Source organism: Halolamina litorea (genome assembly GCF_026616205.1).
GTDB classification, from domain to species: domain Archaea; phylum Halobacteriota; class Halobacteria; order Halobacteriales; family Haloferacaceae; genus Halolamina; species Halolamina litorea.
This window is the reverse complement of sequence record NZ_JANHGR010000003.1, coordinates 197,451-214,300: the sequence shown is the minus strand read 5'-3', so window position 1 is coordinate 214,300 and position 16,850 is coordinate 197,451. Positions and strand designations below refer to the sequence as shown.

Below are 16,850 nucleotides of genomic sequence, written 5' to 3'. Positions count from 1 at the left end.
TCTAGCTGGTACCGAACAGCCTGATTGGTTCCGACTGGACCATTCCTCTCCCGTCTGAGGGGGACCCTTGCTGCCCGTGAGTCCCCGCATCAGATCTCCAACGTACTGCCCCATGGACCTCCCATATCGAGGTCGGCCCATTGCGGTCGATACTGAGTCTGTGAGGCATCCTAGCCCTCGATTTCTGTTTCGATACGTTCTCGAATGGGATCGACCCATGCCGGAAGTTCCTCCACGGCAGCACGCTCACCGCCGATAAACGCTTTCTGCACCTTGACGCCGTCGTCGATGGAGAAATCAAAACTACAACGCCCGGCACCACCAGCGGCACAGACCGCCATCAGAACCCCACGCTGGGCAGGCGAAACCTCCACGAGAACGTGTGCCGGACCGTCGGGATGCCCGTGGTCGCGGGTGTCGATCGAAAACTGTTCTTTCTGACTCGACTGCGTAGCCGTGGTGGCCATATGCGACCCATGGTGTGAGAGGACAGTATAACGCCGAGAAGGGGTGTTTCGAAACCACCCACCGGAGAGTTTATCAATCGGGGAACATTCTGCAACCCCCCTGTTCCACCCTTTATGTACTAGCCACGCCTCACCACTCAACCATGTACGTCGCCGCGGACAAACTCGAAGAACACCATCTCCCGCGGGCGATGCCAGGGCGCGAACGCCAACTCCAACGCATCAGCAACGTTCTGGAGCCAGCGACCGAAGGCAAACCCGCCGAGTCATGCTGGGAGATCGGCCCAAGCGGCGTCGGCAAGACGTCGACAGCGAAGTACCTCCTCCGCGAACTCCGGTGGAACTGGAGCATCGAGTCCGAGTACGTCTCCTGTGTCTCGAACACGCGCTGGGAGGCGCTGAAGAAGATCGCTGATGAACACCCATCGGTCCTCGCGACGCAGAACACCAGCACCGAGCGCCTCCGCGAACTGATCGCCGCACCCGATGAACCGTTCGTCGTCATCCTCGACGAGATCGGCGGACTCGAAGAGACAGCACTACTGAGTGACCTCGCCGGCATCGAGTGGCTCTCGCTGATCCTGATCGGTCACCGCCGCTCGAACGCGCTCGGACAAATTCCCGATGCCGTCGATTATCTCCGCTACAGCGAGATCATCGAGTTCGACCCGTACTCCCACGACGCACTGTTCACCATCCTTGCTGCCCGGCGGGAAGTCGCGCTTCAGCACGGCGTCGTCGACGACAGGCAGTTAGAGCGGATCGTCGCCGAAGCCGGCGGGTCGGCGCGGTTCGGCGTTCAAGCGCTACGGAGCGCCGTCGACCTCGGGATCGATCGCGGACACACGACGGTGAGAGAGGAGGATCTCGAGGACTGCTTCGAGCACGCACATGCGCGTATCCGGAAACAGCAGTTGGAGAGCCTCGGCGTCAATCACCAGCTCGTCTACCGGGCGATCAGGCAGAGCGGTGCCGTGCGCCCACAGGAGATCTTCGAGGGCTACGAGGAGCTCGGCGGGTCGAACACGCGCCAGATGGTGGTGCAGTATCGGAAGAAGCTCGACGAGTACGGGCTGATCCAAGAGACGCCCGACGGTTGGGTCGCCGTCGACGAAACGCTCGCCGCGCCGTTGCGGGAACAGCGGATAGCTTGAGTCGTACCCAACGCTGAAGCGCCGAACTGTTGGTTACCGTCTCGACGGGAGGCCAGTTCTCGGACTGCGCAAGCGATGGTGGTCACACCGTGATAAGCAGGGAGGGTAGACTTACCACTCATTATGGTTAAATAATCGTACATGGACGAGGAGGATGGGTCTGAAACGAGCGGAGCAGACACGGGAATAGGGATGGTGATCGGGATGGCGATCGGAGTTGCGATCGGTTCTGCGACGGAGAACATCGGACTGTGGCTGGCGATCGGAGTCGCACTCGGCGCAGCGATCGAAGCGGGATTGCGGACGCGGGAATAGCGGAGCCCGAGACACACCCACCGAACCGACTTTGGCGACAGCGAGCCACCTGTCAGCTATGCTCCGCTCGATCCGCGCGACCGCACCCGCCGGGCTCGTCCCGTTGGCGTGGTCGTTCGCCGCCGCCGCCCACACCGGGCTGCTCACGCCACGCTCGGTCTTCATCGGCCACGTCGTGATGACCGCGCTCCTGATCGCCTTCGCCGGCCTCTCGTGGGGCGAGATGCGGGCCGATCCGGTGCTCCGAGCGTGGCTCGGCGTCGTCGTGGCCGGAATCCCGGTGACGGTCGCCGGGGGCTACGGCGTTGCCGCCGGGAGCGACCTCGGCGTCAACGTCGCCGTCTTCGGCTGGATGGTGCTCCCGGCGGTGGCGCTCGTCCCGACCGCTCGGCAGGTCGGCGGCGCTGACGGACTGGACGCGCGCTACGCGGTCGCTGCAGCTCTGGCCGGTCTCGGGGCGGCCACGTTCCTGTTCGCGGCGAGCAGCGGCGCGGGGCTAGTTCTCCCCGCCATCGCACTCGTCGGCGCGGGACAGACACTCTCGATCCTCGTCGCAGTTCGGGACGCCGAGTTCGCCGGCTGAGCTGACGCGTTCGATCAATGGAGATACGCTTGTACGCGGCAGCCTCGTCGTGAGAGGCAGGAAGACCAGTTATCGCGCTTCATCGGGGGGGGGGTCAAACTGGGTTGGCAGTAGCGTTTTACGTATGTCGTCCCAACACACGTGCGTATGTCAGAAGCAGATTCCGGGAACGGAGATCCGGAGATCGACCGGGTGAACGTCCGAATCTCCCGTTCGTTCCTCGACGTCATCGACGAGACGTGGCGTGAGCGAGGCTTCAACAGCCGGAGTGAGTTCATCCGGCATGCGCTCCGCGATTCCGTCAACCACCCTGAAGGCGCTGGACTCTGGAAGGACCTGGCGATCAGTGAAGCCCAGCTCGATGACGACGAGCGGGTCTCAAGCGAGGAGATCAAAGCGACGTATGGGCACGACAGCGAGTGACGACGGGTGGGACTGGGAGTTCTCGCCACGAGCAGAAACACAGTTCTCACAGATCGGCAGCGAGAGCCAGCAACGCATCATCGACAAACTGGAGGAGGTCGTCGACTCCGAGTGGCGGAATCCGGGTGACTTTCTGGAGCCACTCACGAACTCACCGTTTCAGAAACTCCGGGTTGGGAGCCATCGACTCGGATGTCGCCTTGACAGGGAATCGGGCGTCCTTCGAGTTGAGAGCGTTCGGAAGCGCGAAGGTGCCTACAAGGGAGATGACTGGGTTGGGAGCGCCCCGCCGACGCCCCTACTCGTGCTGGCGGTGGAGCCGCCAGCGCTGGAGCAGCATGTCCGTCCCGTCGTCGACGTCGAGGAACTCCACGGGGACGCGTGAGTCCCCGGAGACGGTGTAGTAGCGTAGGTGCTCGGGGTCAGCGTTTTCGGGGAACAGCGTCATCGACCGATCGCCGAGTCGGCCCTGCACCTCGACGGCAAGGTTCGTCCCCTCGCGCTCGACAGTCGCTTTCTGGATGCCGCGGTAGGACTCGTACTCGCCGACCAGCGAGTCGGCCTTGGCCTCCAGCGCCAGCCGGGGCACTGCCTCCTCGGGGTCTTCGCCCTGCAGGATCGACAGCAGCGCGTGGCCGGTCACCGTCGGGTGGTGGGCGGGCGCGGTGTTGCAAGCGACGACGACGCCCACCTCAGCGTTCTCGAGGTAGCCGATGAACGCCGTCGTGGTCCCCATCATGCCGCCGTGGCCGACGAGCGTGTCGTCGAGGAACGACTGGATCGAGAGCCCGTAGCCGTACTGTCGCTCGACGCCGTCGACGTTCTCGTAGCGGGTCACCGTCGGCGTCGTCATGGCGTCGACGGCCGACTCGGGGAGCACGCGCTCGCCGTCGAACTCGCCGCCGTTGAGCAGCATCCGGAGGAACCGCGAGGTTTCGACGACCGAACTGGCCATGCCGCCCGGCGCGTACATCGGCTCGGAGAAGCCGAGGCTTCCCTCGCGCCACTCGGTGCCGTCGCCTGTCGACTCCTCGTAGTAGGCGCTCATTCGGTTCTCCTCGGCCTCGAAGCGCTCGGGGGTGAAACAGGAGCGATCCATCCCGAGCGGCTTGAACACCTCTTTCCGGACGTATCGCTCGAAGGCCACGCCCGTCACCTCGGCGACGAGCAGCCCCAGCAGGGCGAAGCCGGTGTTGTAGTAGAAGAAGTGTTCCTCCTCGGTGTAGCGCTCCTCAGCGCTCCCCTGCACGTGCCGGCGGAAATCGGCCTCGCTGGTGAGCGGCGTGTTGGCGTCGCCGATATCGGTCAGCCGGGTCACCAGCGCCGAGAGGTTCCCGTCGCTGGGCATGCCGGAGGTGTGGTTCAGCAGCGACTCGACGGTGATCAGGTCGCCTGGGGCCGATCTGAGGTGCGGGAGGTACGCAGAAACGGGGTCCGAGAGGGCGAGGTCGGTTTGCTCGACACACTGGAGGACCGCGGTGGCGACGACGGACTTCGTACAGGAGCCGATCCCGAACAGCGTCTCGGGCGTCGCCGGCAGGTCGTCGTCGAGGTCACGAGCGCCGAACCCCTCGGCGTAGGTCAACTCGGTGCCGTCGATCAGCGCGACGCTCGCGCCCGGAACGCCGTCCTCGCTCATCCACGACGCGACGTACTCCTCGACGGCACGCTCTGTCTCGGCGTCGAGGCTGCTCTCGGTAGCCATGGGTGGGGCTGTCCGCGGGCGGGCAAGTAGGCTTGGCTTGCGGCGAGCTGACGAACGGGCGCCCGACGCGGTCATCGAGTCAGGGTTCGAGCGAGCGCCCCAACCGTGCCGTGAAGTCGAAGGTGGAGACCATGCCGACGACTGTCTCGTTCTCGACCACCGGAACGTGGTGGATCAGGTGGTCGAGCATGGCGTCGACGGCTTCGCTGGCGGGCGCGTCGCGCTCCACCGTGATGACGTCGGTACGCATCGGCGTCGCCACCGGCTCGTCCGGCGGCAGTTCACCCTCGACAGCGAGCAAGACGAAGTCCGTCGCCGTGAGAATCCCCTCGAGCCGGTCGTTGTCGTCGACGACGACGAGCGCCCCCACGTCGTGGCGGATCATCGCCGCGGCGGCGTCACGGAGCGAGGCAGTCGGCTCGATCGTCTCCACGGGCCGGGACATGACGTGGTCGACGTACAGCTCCATCACGCTGGGTGGTGAGTGCTACCACCCCAAAGAGATTCGTTCGGTGGTCACCACGTCGGCGCGAGACGATCGGTGGCTGGGGCGAGCGATCACTCCTCGTCCGGGTGGTTCGAGCGCAGGAACTCGTCGAGGTCCGCTTGGACGAGCAGCGAAACGCGTTCACTGTAGTCCCAGAGGACGTCGTTAAGCTCCCGGCGTGTCGATTCTCGCAGACTTTCCTCGCCGCGGAACCCCTCGTAGGGAATCTCCGGGTGGTACGTACAGACCACCTGTGGCTCGTTGATGTCGAGGCTCCCCTCGACGACGATGCCGTACTCGTCGGCGCCCCAGATCCCGTCCCCGTCCCGGCGGGTGAGGTCCGAGTCGATTCGGTCGAGGAGGCGGAGTTCCTCCTCGTCCAGTACCGCATCCTCCCCCTCGAACAGCTCGGCGTACACCTGAGAGCGGGCGTCCGTCACCCACTCCGGAAGTCGCTCTCGCGCGTGGCGCACCATCTGCCGGCTCGTCGGAGAAGAACTCATCGCGACGTAGTAGGGAGTGTCAGCGCTTGATAGTTTCCCCCTGATAGGTGTGCGTCGCCTCGGTCCCGAGTGCCGAACCCCTCGGGCGGGCGCAGCCCAGTTGAGGTCGGTCCTCACGTCCTCACAGGCCGGGAGGGCAGCGAGCGGCCGGGGACGGTCCGGTCAGCCACGGCCCACAGTTACACCGGGGGAGTCGGGTCGTCCGAGCCGTCCGCCGTCTCGGAGAGTTCGCCGTCGACCTGGTGTTTCGCCAGCCTGGCGCGGAGCATGGCGCCCTGCAGGTCGTCGTCGGCCAGCGTCGAGATGAACGCCAGCGACTTCGCGTGGGCGCCGAAAGGGGTCCCGGCGAGGGAGGAGAGCGGGCCGGTCGGGTGACCGGGTTCGTCGTACTTCTTCGAGTGTGTCTCCTCGAGAGAGAGCCCCTGGAGGTGCTGTTCGACCTCGCGGCGGGCGTCAGCGGAGATCCACGACAGCTGTTCGTAGTACCGGAGCGAACAGAGCGCGCCGGCGGTGCCGAACGTCGTCCCGAGGTACTTGATCCACTGCAGGAGCGTTTCGGAGCCGTCCACGTCGAGGGGCCCGTCGAGGAACGGGCGTGTTCCGGACACGTCTGGCATGGACGGTCGTTCGGCCACCGTCGGCTAAAGTGGGGGGACCGTATCGACACTCGATACGGGCACTCACGCGATCAGTCCGCTCACCACGATCCGGGTCCCCGTTGCGACCAACGCGCCGGTCCAGACGAGTGCGACGAAGTGCGTGAGGCCGCTCACGTAGTGACCACGGTCGGTGATACGGATCATCACCGAGGAGAGTAGCGCGTTCATCAACACCACCAACAGGAGGAGGAACTCGATGACGCCGATGTCGTAGCTGGCCGTCGAGAACAGCGAGTCGACGAACTGGGCGTTCCCCTCGGCGATCTCGGCGGTGATGGCGAGCATCTGCTCGGCGATCCCCAGCCCGATGAACGCCGAGAACATCGACGCCGCCGTGATGCCGTAGACGATGCCGACGAACGTCGTCGTCGCCTGGCGGCGCTGCTCCCGCACGCGCAGGACCTCGTTGAAGTTCGTGGAGATGACCTGCCCCAGTTGTCGTGGCTCTCCCCCCATCCGACGGCCGACGACGTACATGTCGCCGAACTTCTGGATGAGGTACGACCCTGTCTCGGCGGCGAACAGTCGCCACGAGGTCGCCGCGTCGATCCGGGTTCGGAGCCGCTTGTAGAGGTTGTCGACGTTGTCGGTCAACGCGCCGAAGTTCTTCTTCCGGAGCGACTCCAGGACGTTCGCCGTCGAGGTCTGCTTGACGGACTCGACGCTGCCGAGCGCGCGGACGAACGAGGGGAACCCCTCGTCGCGCTCGGCCACTTTCTGTTCCTCTTGTCGCATGGCCAGTCCAGGCACGATCAGTGGCGTCGTCGGGATGGCGAGATAGATGGGCGTCGGCAGCACGTCCGTCGCCAGCGGCGTGTATCCGAGCCCGACCGCAAGCACGACGACGACCGCCACGACCGAGAGCACGACCCCCGCGATCAGCGCGGGCCGAACGCGGTACATCGGGGAGTGCTCGCTCTCGGGGGCGAGCCAGACGGGGTCGCGCGGGGCGACGGTGTGGATGATGAAGACGAAGCCGGCCTGCACGATACCGAACAGGACGATGATCCCCCCGAGCAGCAGCGTCGGCGGCACCGGGATCAGCAGCGGGAGCACCGTCGCGAACACGAGGATGAACGTCACCGAGAGCATCAACGAGAGGTAGAGCTCCTTCAACACGTCGAGCTTGTCGAGGGCCGACTCGTACCGGATGACGAACTCCTGAATGATCGACTCCTGCTCGTCGAGGAGGAACTCGTCGAGGCCCTGTCCGGCGCCGACAGTGTAGGCCATCCGTTCGAGGAAGTCAGCGAGGAGTTCGGAGGGGACCCGCTCGGAGCGGCGACGGCAAGCGTCGTCGAGCGACTGGTTCCACGTGTCGACGAGCGCGGTGATCCGGCCCATCTCCTCGGCGAGCGCGCCGTACTCCTCGACCTGAGCCAGCGTGCGGAAGATCTCGACCCGGTCGATGTTCGTCGTCGAGAGGACGGTGATGTGTGTAAGGAAGATGTGGAACTGCTCGCGGATCTCCCGGCGCTTCCGGTCGGCGACGATCTTCGGGTAGACGAACGCCCCCATCGGCGGCAGGAGTCCGAGGACGACGGCCGGGAGGGCGACGAACAGCGGCGGCGAGAGGACGAAGACCGCAGCACCGGCCGCGAGCGAGGCGGCGATCCCCGGCACCAGCACGACCAGCGCGTACCGTTCGGGGGACATATCCATGAAGCGGTAGGCGTCGACGACCGACCTGATGAAGTCACGGAGGTTCGCGTCCCAGCCCCCCTGCTCGGCCTCGGCGCTCACACGTCGACCCTCCCCGTGAGGCCGTGCAGTTCGATCGGCAGGGCCTCCGCGCCGTCACGCTGGAACGTCTGGATCGCGTCGTTGACCTCGTGGTAGCCGGTCACGTCGGCGTCGATGAGCCGGCGGATGATTTCGGCGCGGCGGTCGAGTTCATCGTAGATCCGTCGGGTGTCGTCGTAGCCCAACAGCCGCGCGATCCCGTTCTCGAGGACGTGGCTGTTGTTCCGGCCCTTGAAGCTGACCTCGTCCTCCCGGGGGTCCCACGAGAACGTCTCCCGGGTGACGACGCCACCTTCGTGTTCGGAGTAACCCTCGATCTCTTGTACGCTCGTCACGCGCCGGAGCACGTCGTCGCCCTGCTTGACGCGGTTCTGGAACAGCGCCACGTCGCAGTTGTCCATGAACGTCTCGGGGACGTTGATCGGGTTCGAGGTGAACCGCTGGATCATCGAGACGATGTCGCTGGCGTGGAAGGTGAGGAGAACTGGGTGGCCCGTCTGGGCGGCCTGGAACGCCATCTGGGCCTCCGCGCCCCGGACCTCGCCGACAACGATGTAGTCTGGACGCGACCGCAGGGCGGCGGCGACGAGGTCGAACATGTCTACGTCGGAGCCGTCGCCGTTGCCCTCGCGGGTGAGGAGTTGCTGCCAGTTGTCGTGTGGGGGCATCACCTCGGCGGTGTCCTCCGCGGTGTAGATCTTGTGGTCCCGAGGGATGAACGAGAACATGGAGTTGAGCGTCGTCGTCTTCCCCGAGGCAGTCTCGCCGACGACGAACACGGTCTGTTCGTTCTCCATGCAGAGCCAGAGGTAGGCGGCGAGTTCCGGCGAGAGCGTGCCCCACTTGGTGATCTGGAAGATCGAGAGGGGTACGTCCTCGCCCTGGCGGATGGTGAGGGAGGGTCCCTTGATGCTCACGTCGTCTGAGTAGATGATGTTGATCCGCGAGCCGTTGGGCAGCGTCGAGTCGATCACGGGGTTCGAGTCCGAGACGGGGGAGTTCATCCGCTCGCCCATGTTCCGGATCCAGTTGCTGAACGCGTCGCGGTCGCCGAAGTCGACGGTCGTCTCGATCATGCCGAAGACGCCGTGTTCGACGTAGCAGGCGTGGGGGCCAATGACGTGGATGTCCTCGTTCTCCGGGTCGGCCATCACCGGTTCGAGGGGGCCGAGACCGACGATATCGCGCTGGAGGACGTACCGGAGCCGCTCGTAGGTCTCGTGGTCGACGACGAACTGATCGCCGAGCAGCGAGGAACGGAGCCGGTCGGCGAACGACGCGCCGGTGCCGTCGACGGTGAGTATCTCGTCGATAAGTTCGTCGAGGTGGGTCGTGAAGTCGTCGTCTTCGGCGGGGGCGGGCTTCGTGACCGACTGGTCCAGTACCTCCGTCCGGACCCGTTCGTACAGCGCCTGCTCGTCGGCCGAGAGGGTCGGCTCCAAGCAGTAGTACGTCTCGTCCCGGCCCCGCCCCCCGTGGACGTGTGCGTAGATCGGTGGCTCCGCCGGGAAGAGGACGTTCGGGTCCGTGGTATGGTCCTCGGTCGGCTCCTCCGCGTAGACGGGGTAGGTACCGGTACGCTCGTAGATCGACTCGAGGTGGTCCCGGACGTGTGGCTGTTCGGCGGCCACGGCACGCAGGTCGTCGGTGAGTCGCGTGTTCGATCTCATGCGATAGTGCGGGATTCGATGACGAGTCCGCGGCCCTGTTGGACCGAGAACCCGATGGTGTCGTCGACGGGACTCTTCATGCCGGCGAAGCGCCGGACGAGCGCCTTCTTCCGGATGTCGTTTCCTACGGCCTCGCTCTGGAGGTCGAGGTACACGTCGGCAGCCGAGCGCAGCGGACGCAGCGACCGCTCGGTGAGGGCGTCGGGGTCGACCGTCAACAGGACGACCTTGCCGGCGGCCAGCGCGGGGTCGAGCCGACCGACGAGACGCTCCATCGCCCGGTCCTCCTCCCCCGATCCGAGCAACCCGGAGAACTCCCGGTCGTTCCGACAGAGCGTGCCGAAGCCATCGACGGCGACGACGCGGGCGTCCCAGAGGCCGCTCGGGTCGACGAGTCGGTCCACGAGCGGGCGATCCCCGTCGGTCGGCACCTGGAAGTACCGGAGCCGGCCGTCGAGGAGGTGGTCGACAACGCCATAGGAGAGCGAGTGCATCTGATCGACGAACGCCGCCGTGGAGAGTTGGGTCGAAGCCAGCGCAACGGTCGTCCCCTCCGCACAGAGACCGTAGACGAACCGCTGGGTCAGCGCCGACTTCCCCGCGCCCGTCCCGCCTTCGACGAGGACGAGACTCCCCTCGGGGAAGCCGCCGCCGATGGCGCGGTTGACGCGGTCACGGGATTCGAGACCGACAGAGAGGTGATTCACGTGGTGAACCTCAGGGTTTCGCGTTCGCTTTCGACGATGACGGTGACCCGGTGGTCACCGCTCGACAGCGATTCGTTCACGGCGATCCGGACGACGTCGCCCTCGTGCCAACTCTCGCCGCCGATGACGTCGATGCTGTACTCGGAGGGCGGGACGTACCGTCCGTCGAGCAGCACCTCGATGACTGTGCCGCCCGTCTCGATGGTCCGCCGCCCGGTGTTCTTGACGAGGAGTCGAACCTGGCCGTTCCCGCTGTCGTAGACGGCCCCGCTGGCCGGGTCGCTGATGACCTCCACGTCGGTGGCGATGTCGGCGGCCACGTCGGTGCCGCGCTCATCGAGGGAACCGGAGATCCCCCCGACCGTGGTAACCAGGGCCCCCGAGACGGCGGCGGCGACGCTCACGGCGGCGATGAACATGATCAGTTCCGACACCGAGGCGCTGGCCATTCAGCGCACCTCCACCGGGGCGGTGACGGCGACCCCCGGCCCGCTGACGACCTTGACTCGACTCGGTTCGGCGGGGTCGCTGAGCGTCACCCGCAGGGTCTGACCGGGTGCCCAGATGTCGGTCGCCGGATCGCCGCTGACGGTCGTGTTCGCCGCAGAGAACCGAGCGTAGCTGCCGTCGACGAGCAGGTCCGTCTTCGAGACCGAGAGCGTACTCGCGCCGGTGTTTCGGACGGCGACGGTCAGTTCGTCTGCGGTGGCATTGTACGTCGCGTTCACCGTCTCGATGGCGGTGTTGCGCTGGGTCAGCAGGCGCTCGTCGTCGGCGTTCGCCGCGTCCGCCGTACGCTCGGCGTACTGATCGACGGCGGGGTACAGCGTCGCCGCGCCCACGAGGAGACCGACGAAGAGCACCGCCGTCGCGCCGCTGACACTGAACCCCATTAGATCTCGTTCAGCCGCGCCATCACGCGGAGGTACTCGTGTGAGACGGCGTGCTCCTCGGCCGTCGGCTCGCGGGGCTGGGTCGGGTCGACGAACACGTCGAGGGCCGGCCCACCGATCACGTCGACGAGCCGTTGTTCGACCGTCGGCGAGATCCAGCCGACGTTCTCGTAGTAGTCGATGGCGCGGAACGCGCCCGCGGGGCCGGAGCGCTCCATCAGCGTCGCGAGCCACTCCATCACCAGCACCTCCCCGGCGTAGCCGTTGGGGATGGACTGGAGCAACGCGTCGTCCGCCGCCGAGGCAGCGGTCGACGCCGTTCGGTCGGCGACGGGAGGCTGTTCCGCCATCGGGGCCGCGTCGCTCTCGGCCTGCAGGTCTTCTTGTGGCGGGGCTCGACCGGCTGACTCCTCCGACCCGTCCCAGAGGTCGTCGAAGGAGACGACATCGTCCTCCGCGCCGGCGGTCGTCGGCTCGGGAGTTTCCTCGCGTGCGTGTCCCTCGTCAATCACGGAGTCACCGCTCCACCCCTCGCCGCCCGTCGACATCGGCGACCCGCCGGCCGTTGGGTCCGGCTCTGACGGATCGTCGACGAAGGGGTTCTCCTCGGCGGCGATCCGGTCGTAGACGCCGACGAGCTGTCTGACCCGGTCGCTCATCTCGTCGATGGAATCGGCCATCTCCTCCTGGGACGAGCGGAGTTCGCGGATCGAGGCGTCCGTCGAGTCGAGTTCCTCGTTCAGTTCGTCGATCCGGACGTCGAGTTCAGTCACGTCCGGTTCCTCGTCGGCGCCGCCGCCGCCGTCGTCGCCGGGTTCCCCAGCGTCCGGAGCCAGCCCGTCGTCGGCGCCGGTCGGCTCCTGGCCCGAGGGCCCCGCTTGGTCTCTTGTCTCGTCCGATTCCTCCGGCGTGTCGGGGTCGTTCGATCCGAACATACGACTGATCTCTTTGAACATGGTGGTCCTCGCCCGCACCGATACTGTCCTTACCCGACCCGAGAACCACGACGCGTATAGTCCGCCGGTCCAACTCGGGGCGCGTTTCGAGTCTCGATTCCGGGGTCGATTCGGGGGCCGATTCGGCGCCCGAAACCGTTCGCTACACTAAGTGGATGCCATGGAACGGTCGAGGTGGGAACGAACCCACGACACCACAGGTGTGAAACACGACAATGAAACTACCAACACACGACGACTCCGACCGTGGGCAGGTCGGTATCGGGACACTGATCATCTTCATCGCGCTGGTACTGGTGGCCGCGGTCGCCGCAGGCGTCCTCGTCACGACGGCTGACGACCTCCAATCCCGCGCATCGGACACTGGGGCGGACGCACAGGCACAGGTCTCCAACCAGATCGACGTTGTATCAGCGACGGGTGCAGTCGGTGCTAATGACAGCATCAGCAACATCACGCTCGTCGTGAAGAAGTCGCCGGGCTCGGATCCGATCGACCTCTCCGAGGCGACGATCGAGTACACGAGCAGTGGGAGCTCCGAAACGTTGAGTCAGGGAAGCACCACGGACAGCACGACGTTCACGACCGTGGACCTCGACGGCACTGAAGCCACTGTACTCGAGGACACGGACGAACGTATCGAGATCGAGATCGACACTGCGAGTATCGAGGCCGGTGACGGTCTCGCGGAGGGCAGCGACGCCGACCTCCGGATCGTCGACCAGTCGGGTGCGACGACGATCTACGGCGTGAACGTCCCGGACGTGCTGACGGGCGACTACGCACAGGTGTAAACCGGACGGCCGCTGCGGGGCGGCCACAACACCGGAACCGACCCCTTTCTTCGCCGAACCAAGCGATCACGAGCCGCGGGCGTAGCGCCCACGCGGCGTCGACGGCGTCGAAAGCGCGGGAGACGGCGCCACCCAAACCGACGGATGACCGACGAACACACCAACCAGACGGGAGCGGACGAAGCGCACGCATCGAACGAGGCGGAGATCAGGTCGCTCGGGGAGGACCGGTACGTGGTCACCCCCGACGGCTCGAAGGACACGCACGGGGACGGAGAGAGCCGTGGGGCAGCGCTGCAGGGGTCTGACCCGACTGGCGGGCTGGCTGACCTCGACGGCGCCTACGCGCTCGAACTCGACGCGCGATTCGGGAGCGCCGAAGACGACCTGACGGTGGAAACGAACGACGTATCGGTGGCGTTCGACGCGCTGCTGCGCTGGTACGCCGATAAGGTGGCCGGGGAGACGCCACCGGAAACCGTCATCGCGACGCTACTCGAAAACACCGAGCTGAACGTGTCCACTCAGCCCTCACGGACGGACACACCCCCGACGAACAGGTAGCAGAGAAACGAGTCTGCGCCGGTGTGGGGACTACGGCAGTTCTTCGAGTGCGGCCTGCAAGAAGAGTCCGAACGCGAGGTGCTGCTCCATCGTTGCGGTGACGCGGTCCCTGAGGACCTGTTCGTCCTCGACCTGATACTCCTTCGTCCGAACCAGTTCCTGAACCCGGAGCGCCCCGGCCGCTTCCAGTTCGTGAAGCTGTGGGTAGACGGTGCCGGGACTCAGTCTGGTCCCGAAGATGGCGGTGAGGTCGCCCATCAGGCTCTTGCCGTGGGTGTTCGACGAGCGGTGGGCGATCAAGACCAGCAGGATCTCCTCGAGGTTCTCTTTGACCGTCTGCTCCTCGAACTCGAACCCCGGGTCGTCGAACAGCGTCTTCAACACCCGATCGAGTATGACCTCGGACTCCTGTTCGGGCGTGAGCCGCACGCTCATCCCCGCGTTTTCCTCTCGGCCGGACTGCAGCTCGTCGAGCAACCGCTCGGCGGTCACGCCGGTGTCGAAGTCTCCCACCCGTCCGTCTGCCGTCTGTTCGGCGTCGTCAGGCGTCGATTCCCCGGTCGGGCGGGAGTGAAGATCAGAACTCTCCGGGTTTCGAGTCATACCAGTCCGCGAGGACTAACGGTAGATAACACCACTTCGCGGGATCAGCTACAGAGATTTGATATATAAGGGCGTCCTCGGAGTTTGAGAAAGCATAAGTAGTCAGGTACTATTTGCTAACTTTATGGGCAGAGGTCAGTCGGAGGAAAAACTGCTCGACACCCTCGGAGACGGCCGGGCACGGCGAATCCTGGCCGAAGTTGCCCAACGACCCGCTTCGGTGAAGGAGCTGACAGAGCGCTTGGACTTCTCTCGGGCGACGATCTATCGGCGGATCGAAGAACTCCGGGGACACGGGCTCGTTGACGAGCGGACCTTCGTGGCCGACGACGGGAACCACTACAGCGAGTACCGCTCGGACTTCGGGGGCACGGTCGTCTCCCTAGAGGACGAGGAGTACGACGTCCGCGTCTTTCAGAGCGACGAGGGCGCCCCCGAACCGCTCGAACGGCGCTGAACGGTGTTTTTCTCGGCTCGGCACGCCTCCAAACCGGCGATGGCGACCTCAGCTGCGGGCCGAACGCGTCGGCGAGCGCCCGGAGTGGCGGATCCACAGTGGGTCGCTACGGTGACGAAGCGAACTCCCGGAGCGAGCGGTTCGCCCGCTCGGGGAACTGCCCGAACGCGAGGAGTTCGTAGGCCGCAATGGGTCGATCGGCCGACTCGACGCCCGTGAGCGCCTCGGCGGGAACCGCCGACAGCTCCACGACCGTGAGCGGTATCGACGCCAAGCGGACGCCGACGGCCATCCCCGTCGGAGCCGCGGCCAAAACGGCCCCGTCGTCGGCCCGGCGGAGGGCGTCCACCGCGGCCTCGTGCCGGTGGACGGTCGCGGTGCCCGGAAGGGAATCGCTGAGCAGGTGAGCCACCTCCCCGTACGGGACGGCGTCGTATCGGACGTGTGTATTCTTACTGCGCATTTCCAGTTGCTCAGTTATGCTTCTAACTAATAAGAGTGAGGGGTACACTCTTCACGCCGCTGTGACAGTTCGTGACTATGCGCGGGTCTTCGACCTGTACGGCAGGAGCGATCGCGACCCCCGATCCGGCGGGACAGTACGCGAGCGAATCGGTCAAGTCGGTCGCGGCGTGGCTCGAATCGAGGGACTTCGACACGGCGCCGGTGTACGACGGGGACGAGCCGATGGGCTACGTGACTGACGACCTGCTCGACGGCGTCGGCGACGACGACCGGCCGGTCGCCGAACTGTGCCACCCGCTCGACGTGGGCGTGATAATGAGCCCGGACACCGGTTTCGAGCGGCTGTTGTCGGCGCTGTACGAGTCCCGTTCTACAGCGGTCAAGGCAGAGTGCCTCGGGGCTTGACCCCGAGGCAGTTCACTCGTTGCTCTCGCGCCTCGAAACCTCGTTCCGTGACTGCATCACGACCCACGCCCCCGACTGGATGGAGACGGCCCCGATCCCGCCGTCGGTCATCGACGACATCCGGGACCGGGAGACCGAGGCCCGGAAGGCCGAGGTCGCGCTCGACCCGGTCCACTACGCCCAGTTCTCGACGCTGGTGACCGTGATCACGTCGAGGGAGGACTGCTGGCGCCGGTATGGCTTTGAGGCGGATCACGAGGCCGGGAGCGCGCTCGCCGACGTGGTCGACCTCCGGAACGATGTGGCCCACTCGACGCCGATCATCGAGAACACGAACCGCGGCATCGGCGAGACGGGGCGGACGATCACTGATCTCGAAGCGACCTACCGAACGATCGGGGAACTTTTGCAGGCCTAATCGGGATGGAGGCGTTTGAGTCGGCTCGGGTTGAACGCCTCGTCGTCGACGGGACGGGCGTCCGCTGTTTCGTCGCCGGCGAAGGACCGCCGCTGGTGCTCCTCCACGGGGGCGGTCTCGACTCGGCGACGCTGTCGTGGCGGGAGCTGTTCCCCCTGCTAAGCGATCGCTTCACCGTCTACGCGCCCGACTGGCCCGGCTACGGGGCAAGTGACGATCCGACGGACTCCCCGACCACGGCGTACTACTGCCACATGCTGGCCGACCTGATCGACGAACTCGACCTCGACGCCCCGGCCCTCGCAGGGGTGTCGATGGGCGGCGGGGCGGCGCTGGGCTACGCCCTCGGCCACCCGGAGCGTGTCTCGCGGCTCGTACTGATCGACAGCTACGGTCTCGGCGGGCGCGTCCCCGGCGGATCGCTCGGCTACTACTTCACCCGGTTGCCGTACGTCGCCGAACTGACGTGGGGAATGCTCCGCCGGAGCCGGTGGCTCGTGGCGCTGAGCCTGCGGGCCATCGTCGGCGACGCTGACGCCGTGACCGAGAGGCTGGTCGATGAGGCCGTGGCCGCGATCCAGCGGCCCGGCGCCGGCCGGACGTTCAGGCGCTTCCAGCGGGCCGAGGTCGGCCCCAACGGACTGCGGACGAACTACGTCGACCGCCTCCCAGACCTGTCGGTCCCGACGCTCGTGATCCACGGGGAGGCTGACCCACTCGTTCCCGTCGAGTGGGCCGTTCGTGCCGGGACGCTGATGCCCGACGCGGAAGTGAGGATCCTGCCCGACTGTGGCCACTGGCCGCCGCGTGAGCGGCCTGAGGACGTGGTTTCTCTGATCGGGGAGTTTCTGGAGTGAGGATCGATCGGAATCACCGAAT

General features: G+C 66.0%; 23 protein-coding genes and 1 pseudogene. 11 read left to right on the top strand and 13 right to left on the bottom strand.

Annotated elements, in window-relative coordinates:
* Positions 1–170: 170 nt before the first annotated feature.
* Positions 171–467 carry a hypothetical protein gene (locus NO998_RS15420; RefSeq protein ID WP_267648183.1) on the bottom strand — a complete coding sequence of 99 codons (297 nt, stop codon included), beginning with the start codon at positions 465–467 and terminating at the stop codon, positions 171–173.
* A gap of 143 nt (positions 468–610) precedes the next feature.
* Between NO998_RS15420 and NO998_RS15415 the strand changes: the two genes are divergently transcribed.
* The 5 genes and pseudogenes from NO998_RS15415 to NO998_RS15395 form a co-directional block, all read left to right on the top strand.
* Positions 611–1,621, top strand: coding sequence for a Cdc6/Cdc18 family protein (locus NO998_RS15415; RefSeq protein WP_267648182.1), 1,011 nt, complete (start codon positions 611–613; stop codon positions 1,619–1,621).
* Between the two features lie 141 nt (positions 1,622–1,762).
* Entirely contained in the window at positions 1,763–1,936 is a 174-nt protein-coding gene (locus tag NO998_RS15410) for a glycine zipper domain-containing protein (RefSeq protein WP_267648181.1), read from the top strand.
* A 58-nt stretch (positions 1,937–1,994) separates the two neighbouring features.
* Positions 1,995–2,519, top strand: coding sequence for a hypothetical protein (locus NO998_RS15405; protein WP_267648180.1), 525 nt, complete (start codon positions 1,995–1,997; stop codon positions 2,517–2,519).
* Between the two features lie 147 nt (positions 2,520–2,666).
* Positions 2,667–2,942 (top strand): ribbon-helix-helix domain-containing protein, encoded by a 276-nt coding sequence (locus tag NO998_RS15400; protein WP_267648179.1) that lies wholly within the window; start codon positions 2,667–2,669, stop codon positions 2,940–2,942.
* Positions 2,923–3,213, top strand: a pseudogene (locus NO998_RS15395) (type II toxin-antitoxin system RelE family toxin); the annotation flags it as partial. The gene NO998_RS15400 and the pseudogene NO998_RS15395, both read left to right, overlap by 20 nt.
* Before the next feature lie 27 nt (positions 3,214–3,240).
* Here NO998_RS15395 and NO998_RS15390 read toward each other — a convergent pair.
* The 10 genes from NO998_RS15390 to NO998_RS15345 form a co-directional block, all read right to left on the bottom strand.
* On the bottom strand, positions 3,241–4,647 hold the full coding sequence (locus tag NO998_RS15390; protein ID WP_267648177.1) for a serine hydrolase domain-containing protein: 1,407 nt from the start codon (positions 4,645–4,647) through the stop codon (positions 3,241–3,243).
* Between the two features lie 79 nt (positions 4,648–4,726).
* Complete coding sequence (locus NO998_RS15385) at positions 4,727–5,116, bottom strand: CBS domain-containing protein (RefSeq protein ID WP_267648176.1); 390 nt, start codon at positions 5,114–5,116, stop codon at positions 4,727–4,729.
* Between the two features lie 89 nt (positions 5,117–5,205).
* The gene (locus NO998_RS15380) at positions 5,206–5,637 is read right to left on the bottom strand and encodes a DUF7539 family protein (RefSeq protein ID WP_267648175.1); all 432 of its coding nucleotides are present in this window, start codon (positions 5,635–5,637) and stop codon (positions 5,206–5,208) included.
* Positions 5,638–5,816: 179 nt separating this feature from the next.
* Positions 5,817–6,254: a FlaD/FlaE family flagellar protein gene (locus NO998_RS15375; protein ID WP_267648174.1), complete on the bottom strand. Its 438-nt coding sequence runs from the start codon at positions 6,252–6,254 to the stop codon at positions 5,817–5,819.
* Positions 6,255–6,317: 63 nt separating this feature from the next.
* Positions 6,318–8,039 (bottom strand): archaellar assembly protein FlaJ, encoded by a 1,722-nt coding sequence (gene flaJ, locus NO998_RS15370; protein WP_267648173.1) that lies wholly within the window; start codon positions 8,037–8,039, stop codon positions 6,318–6,320.
* Positions 8,036–9,709, bottom strand: a complete 1,674-nt coding sequence (locus NO998_RS15365) for a type II/IV secretion system ATPase subunit (RefSeq protein WP_267648172.1) — start codon at positions 9,707–9,709, stop codon at positions 8,036–8,038. The genes flaJ and NO998_RS15365 overlap by 4 nt, the downstream gene beginning before the upstream one ends.
* On the bottom strand, positions 9,706–10,416 hold the full coding sequence (gene arlH, locus NO998_RS15360) for an archaellum protein ArlH (protein WP_267648171.1): 711 nt from the start codon (positions 10,414–10,416) through the stop codon (positions 9,706–9,708). The genes NO998_RS15365 and arlH overlap by 4 nt, the downstream gene beginning before the upstream one ends.
* A complete protein-coding gene (gene arlG / locus NO998_RS15355) occupies positions 10,413–10,865 on the bottom strand; it encodes an archaellum stator protein ArlG (protein WP_267648170.1) in 453 nt (150 codons plus the stop codon). Before arlG ends, arlH begins: the two co-directional genes overlap by 4 nt.
* On the bottom strand, positions 10,866–11,309 hold the full coding sequence (gene arlF, locus NO998_RS15350) for an archaellum stator protein ArlF (protein ID WP_267648169.1): 444 nt from the start codon (positions 11,307–11,309) through the stop codon (positions 10,866–10,868).
* Positions 11,309–12,244 carry a FlaD/FlaE family flagellar protein gene (locus NO998_RS15345; RefSeq protein ID WP_267648168.1) on the bottom strand — a complete coding sequence of 312 codons (936 nt, stop codon included), beginning with the start codon at positions 12,242–12,244 and terminating at the stop codon, positions 11,309–11,311. The genes arlF and NO998_RS15345 overlap by 1 nt, the downstream gene beginning before the upstream one ends.
* 236 nt (positions 12,245–12,480) lie before the next feature.
* On the opposite strand from NO998_RS15345, the gene NO998_RS15340 reads away from it, so the two are divergent.
* Both NO998_RS15340 and NO998_RS15335 read left to right on the top strand, forming a co-directional pair.
* Entirely contained in the window at positions 12,481–13,059 is a 579-nt protein-coding gene (locus NO998_RS15340) for an archaellin/type IV pilin N-terminal domain-containing protein (protein WP_267648167.1), read from the top strand.
* 144 nt (positions 13,060–13,203) lie between these two features.
* Entirely contained in the window at positions 13,204–13,623 is a 420-nt protein-coding gene (locus NO998_RS15335; protein WP_267648166.1) for a DUF7500 family protein, read from the top strand.
* A gap of 30 nt (positions 13,624–13,653) precedes the next feature.
* Here NO998_RS15335 and NO998_RS15330 read toward each other — a convergent pair whose 3' ends face one another.
* Positions 13,654–14,226: a helix-turn-helix transcriptional regulator gene (locus NO998_RS15330; RefSeq protein ID WP_267648165.1), complete on the bottom strand. Its 573-nt coding sequence runs from the start codon at positions 14,224–14,226 to the stop codon at positions 13,654–13,656.
* Positions 14,227–14,350: 124 nt separating this feature from the next.
* Between NO998_RS15330 and NO998_RS15325 the strand changes: the two genes are divergently transcribed.
* On the top strand, positions 14,351–14,683 hold the full coding sequence (locus NO998_RS15325) for an ArsR/SmtB family transcription factor (protein WP_267648164.1): 333 nt from the start codon (positions 14,351–14,353) through the stop codon (positions 14,681–14,683).
* A 106-nt stretch (positions 14,684–14,789) separates the two neighbouring features.
* Here the strand turns inward: NO998_RS15325 and NO998_RS15320 are convergent, their stop codons facing one another.
* Positions 14,790–15,146 (bottom strand): DUF8165 family protein, encoded by a 357-nt coding sequence (locus NO998_RS15320; RefSeq protein WP_267648163.1) that lies wholly within the window; start codon positions 15,144–15,146, stop codon positions 14,790–14,792.
* Between the two features lie 77 nt (positions 15,147–15,223).
* Here NO998_RS15320 and NO998_RS15315 point away from each other — a divergent pair, with 77 nt between their 5' ends.
* Genes NO998_RS15315 through NO998_RS15305 form a run of 3 tightly spaced genes read left to right on the top strand, consistent with a single transcriptional unit; the run spans position 15,224 to position 16,828 of the window.
* Positions 15,224–15,553 carry a hypothetical protein gene (locus tag NO998_RS15315; RefSeq protein WP_267648162.1) on the top strand — a complete coding sequence of 110 codons (330 nt, stop codon included), beginning with the start codon at positions 15,224–15,226 and terminating at the stop codon, positions 15,551–15,553.
* A 19-nt stretch (positions 15,554–15,572) separates the two neighbouring features.
* Entirely contained in the window at positions 15,573–15,971 is a 399-nt protein-coding gene (locus NO998_RS15310) for a hypothetical protein (RefSeq protein ID WP_267648161.1), read from the top strand.
* A 5-nt stretch (positions 15,972–15,976) separates the two neighbouring features.
* Positions 15,977–16,828 (top strand): alpha/beta fold hydrolase, encoded by an 852-nt coding sequence (locus NO998_RS15305; protein ID WP_267648160.1) that lies wholly within the window; start codon positions 15,977–15,979, stop codon positions 16,826–16,828.
* Positions 16,829–16,850 lie beyond the last annotated feature (22 nt).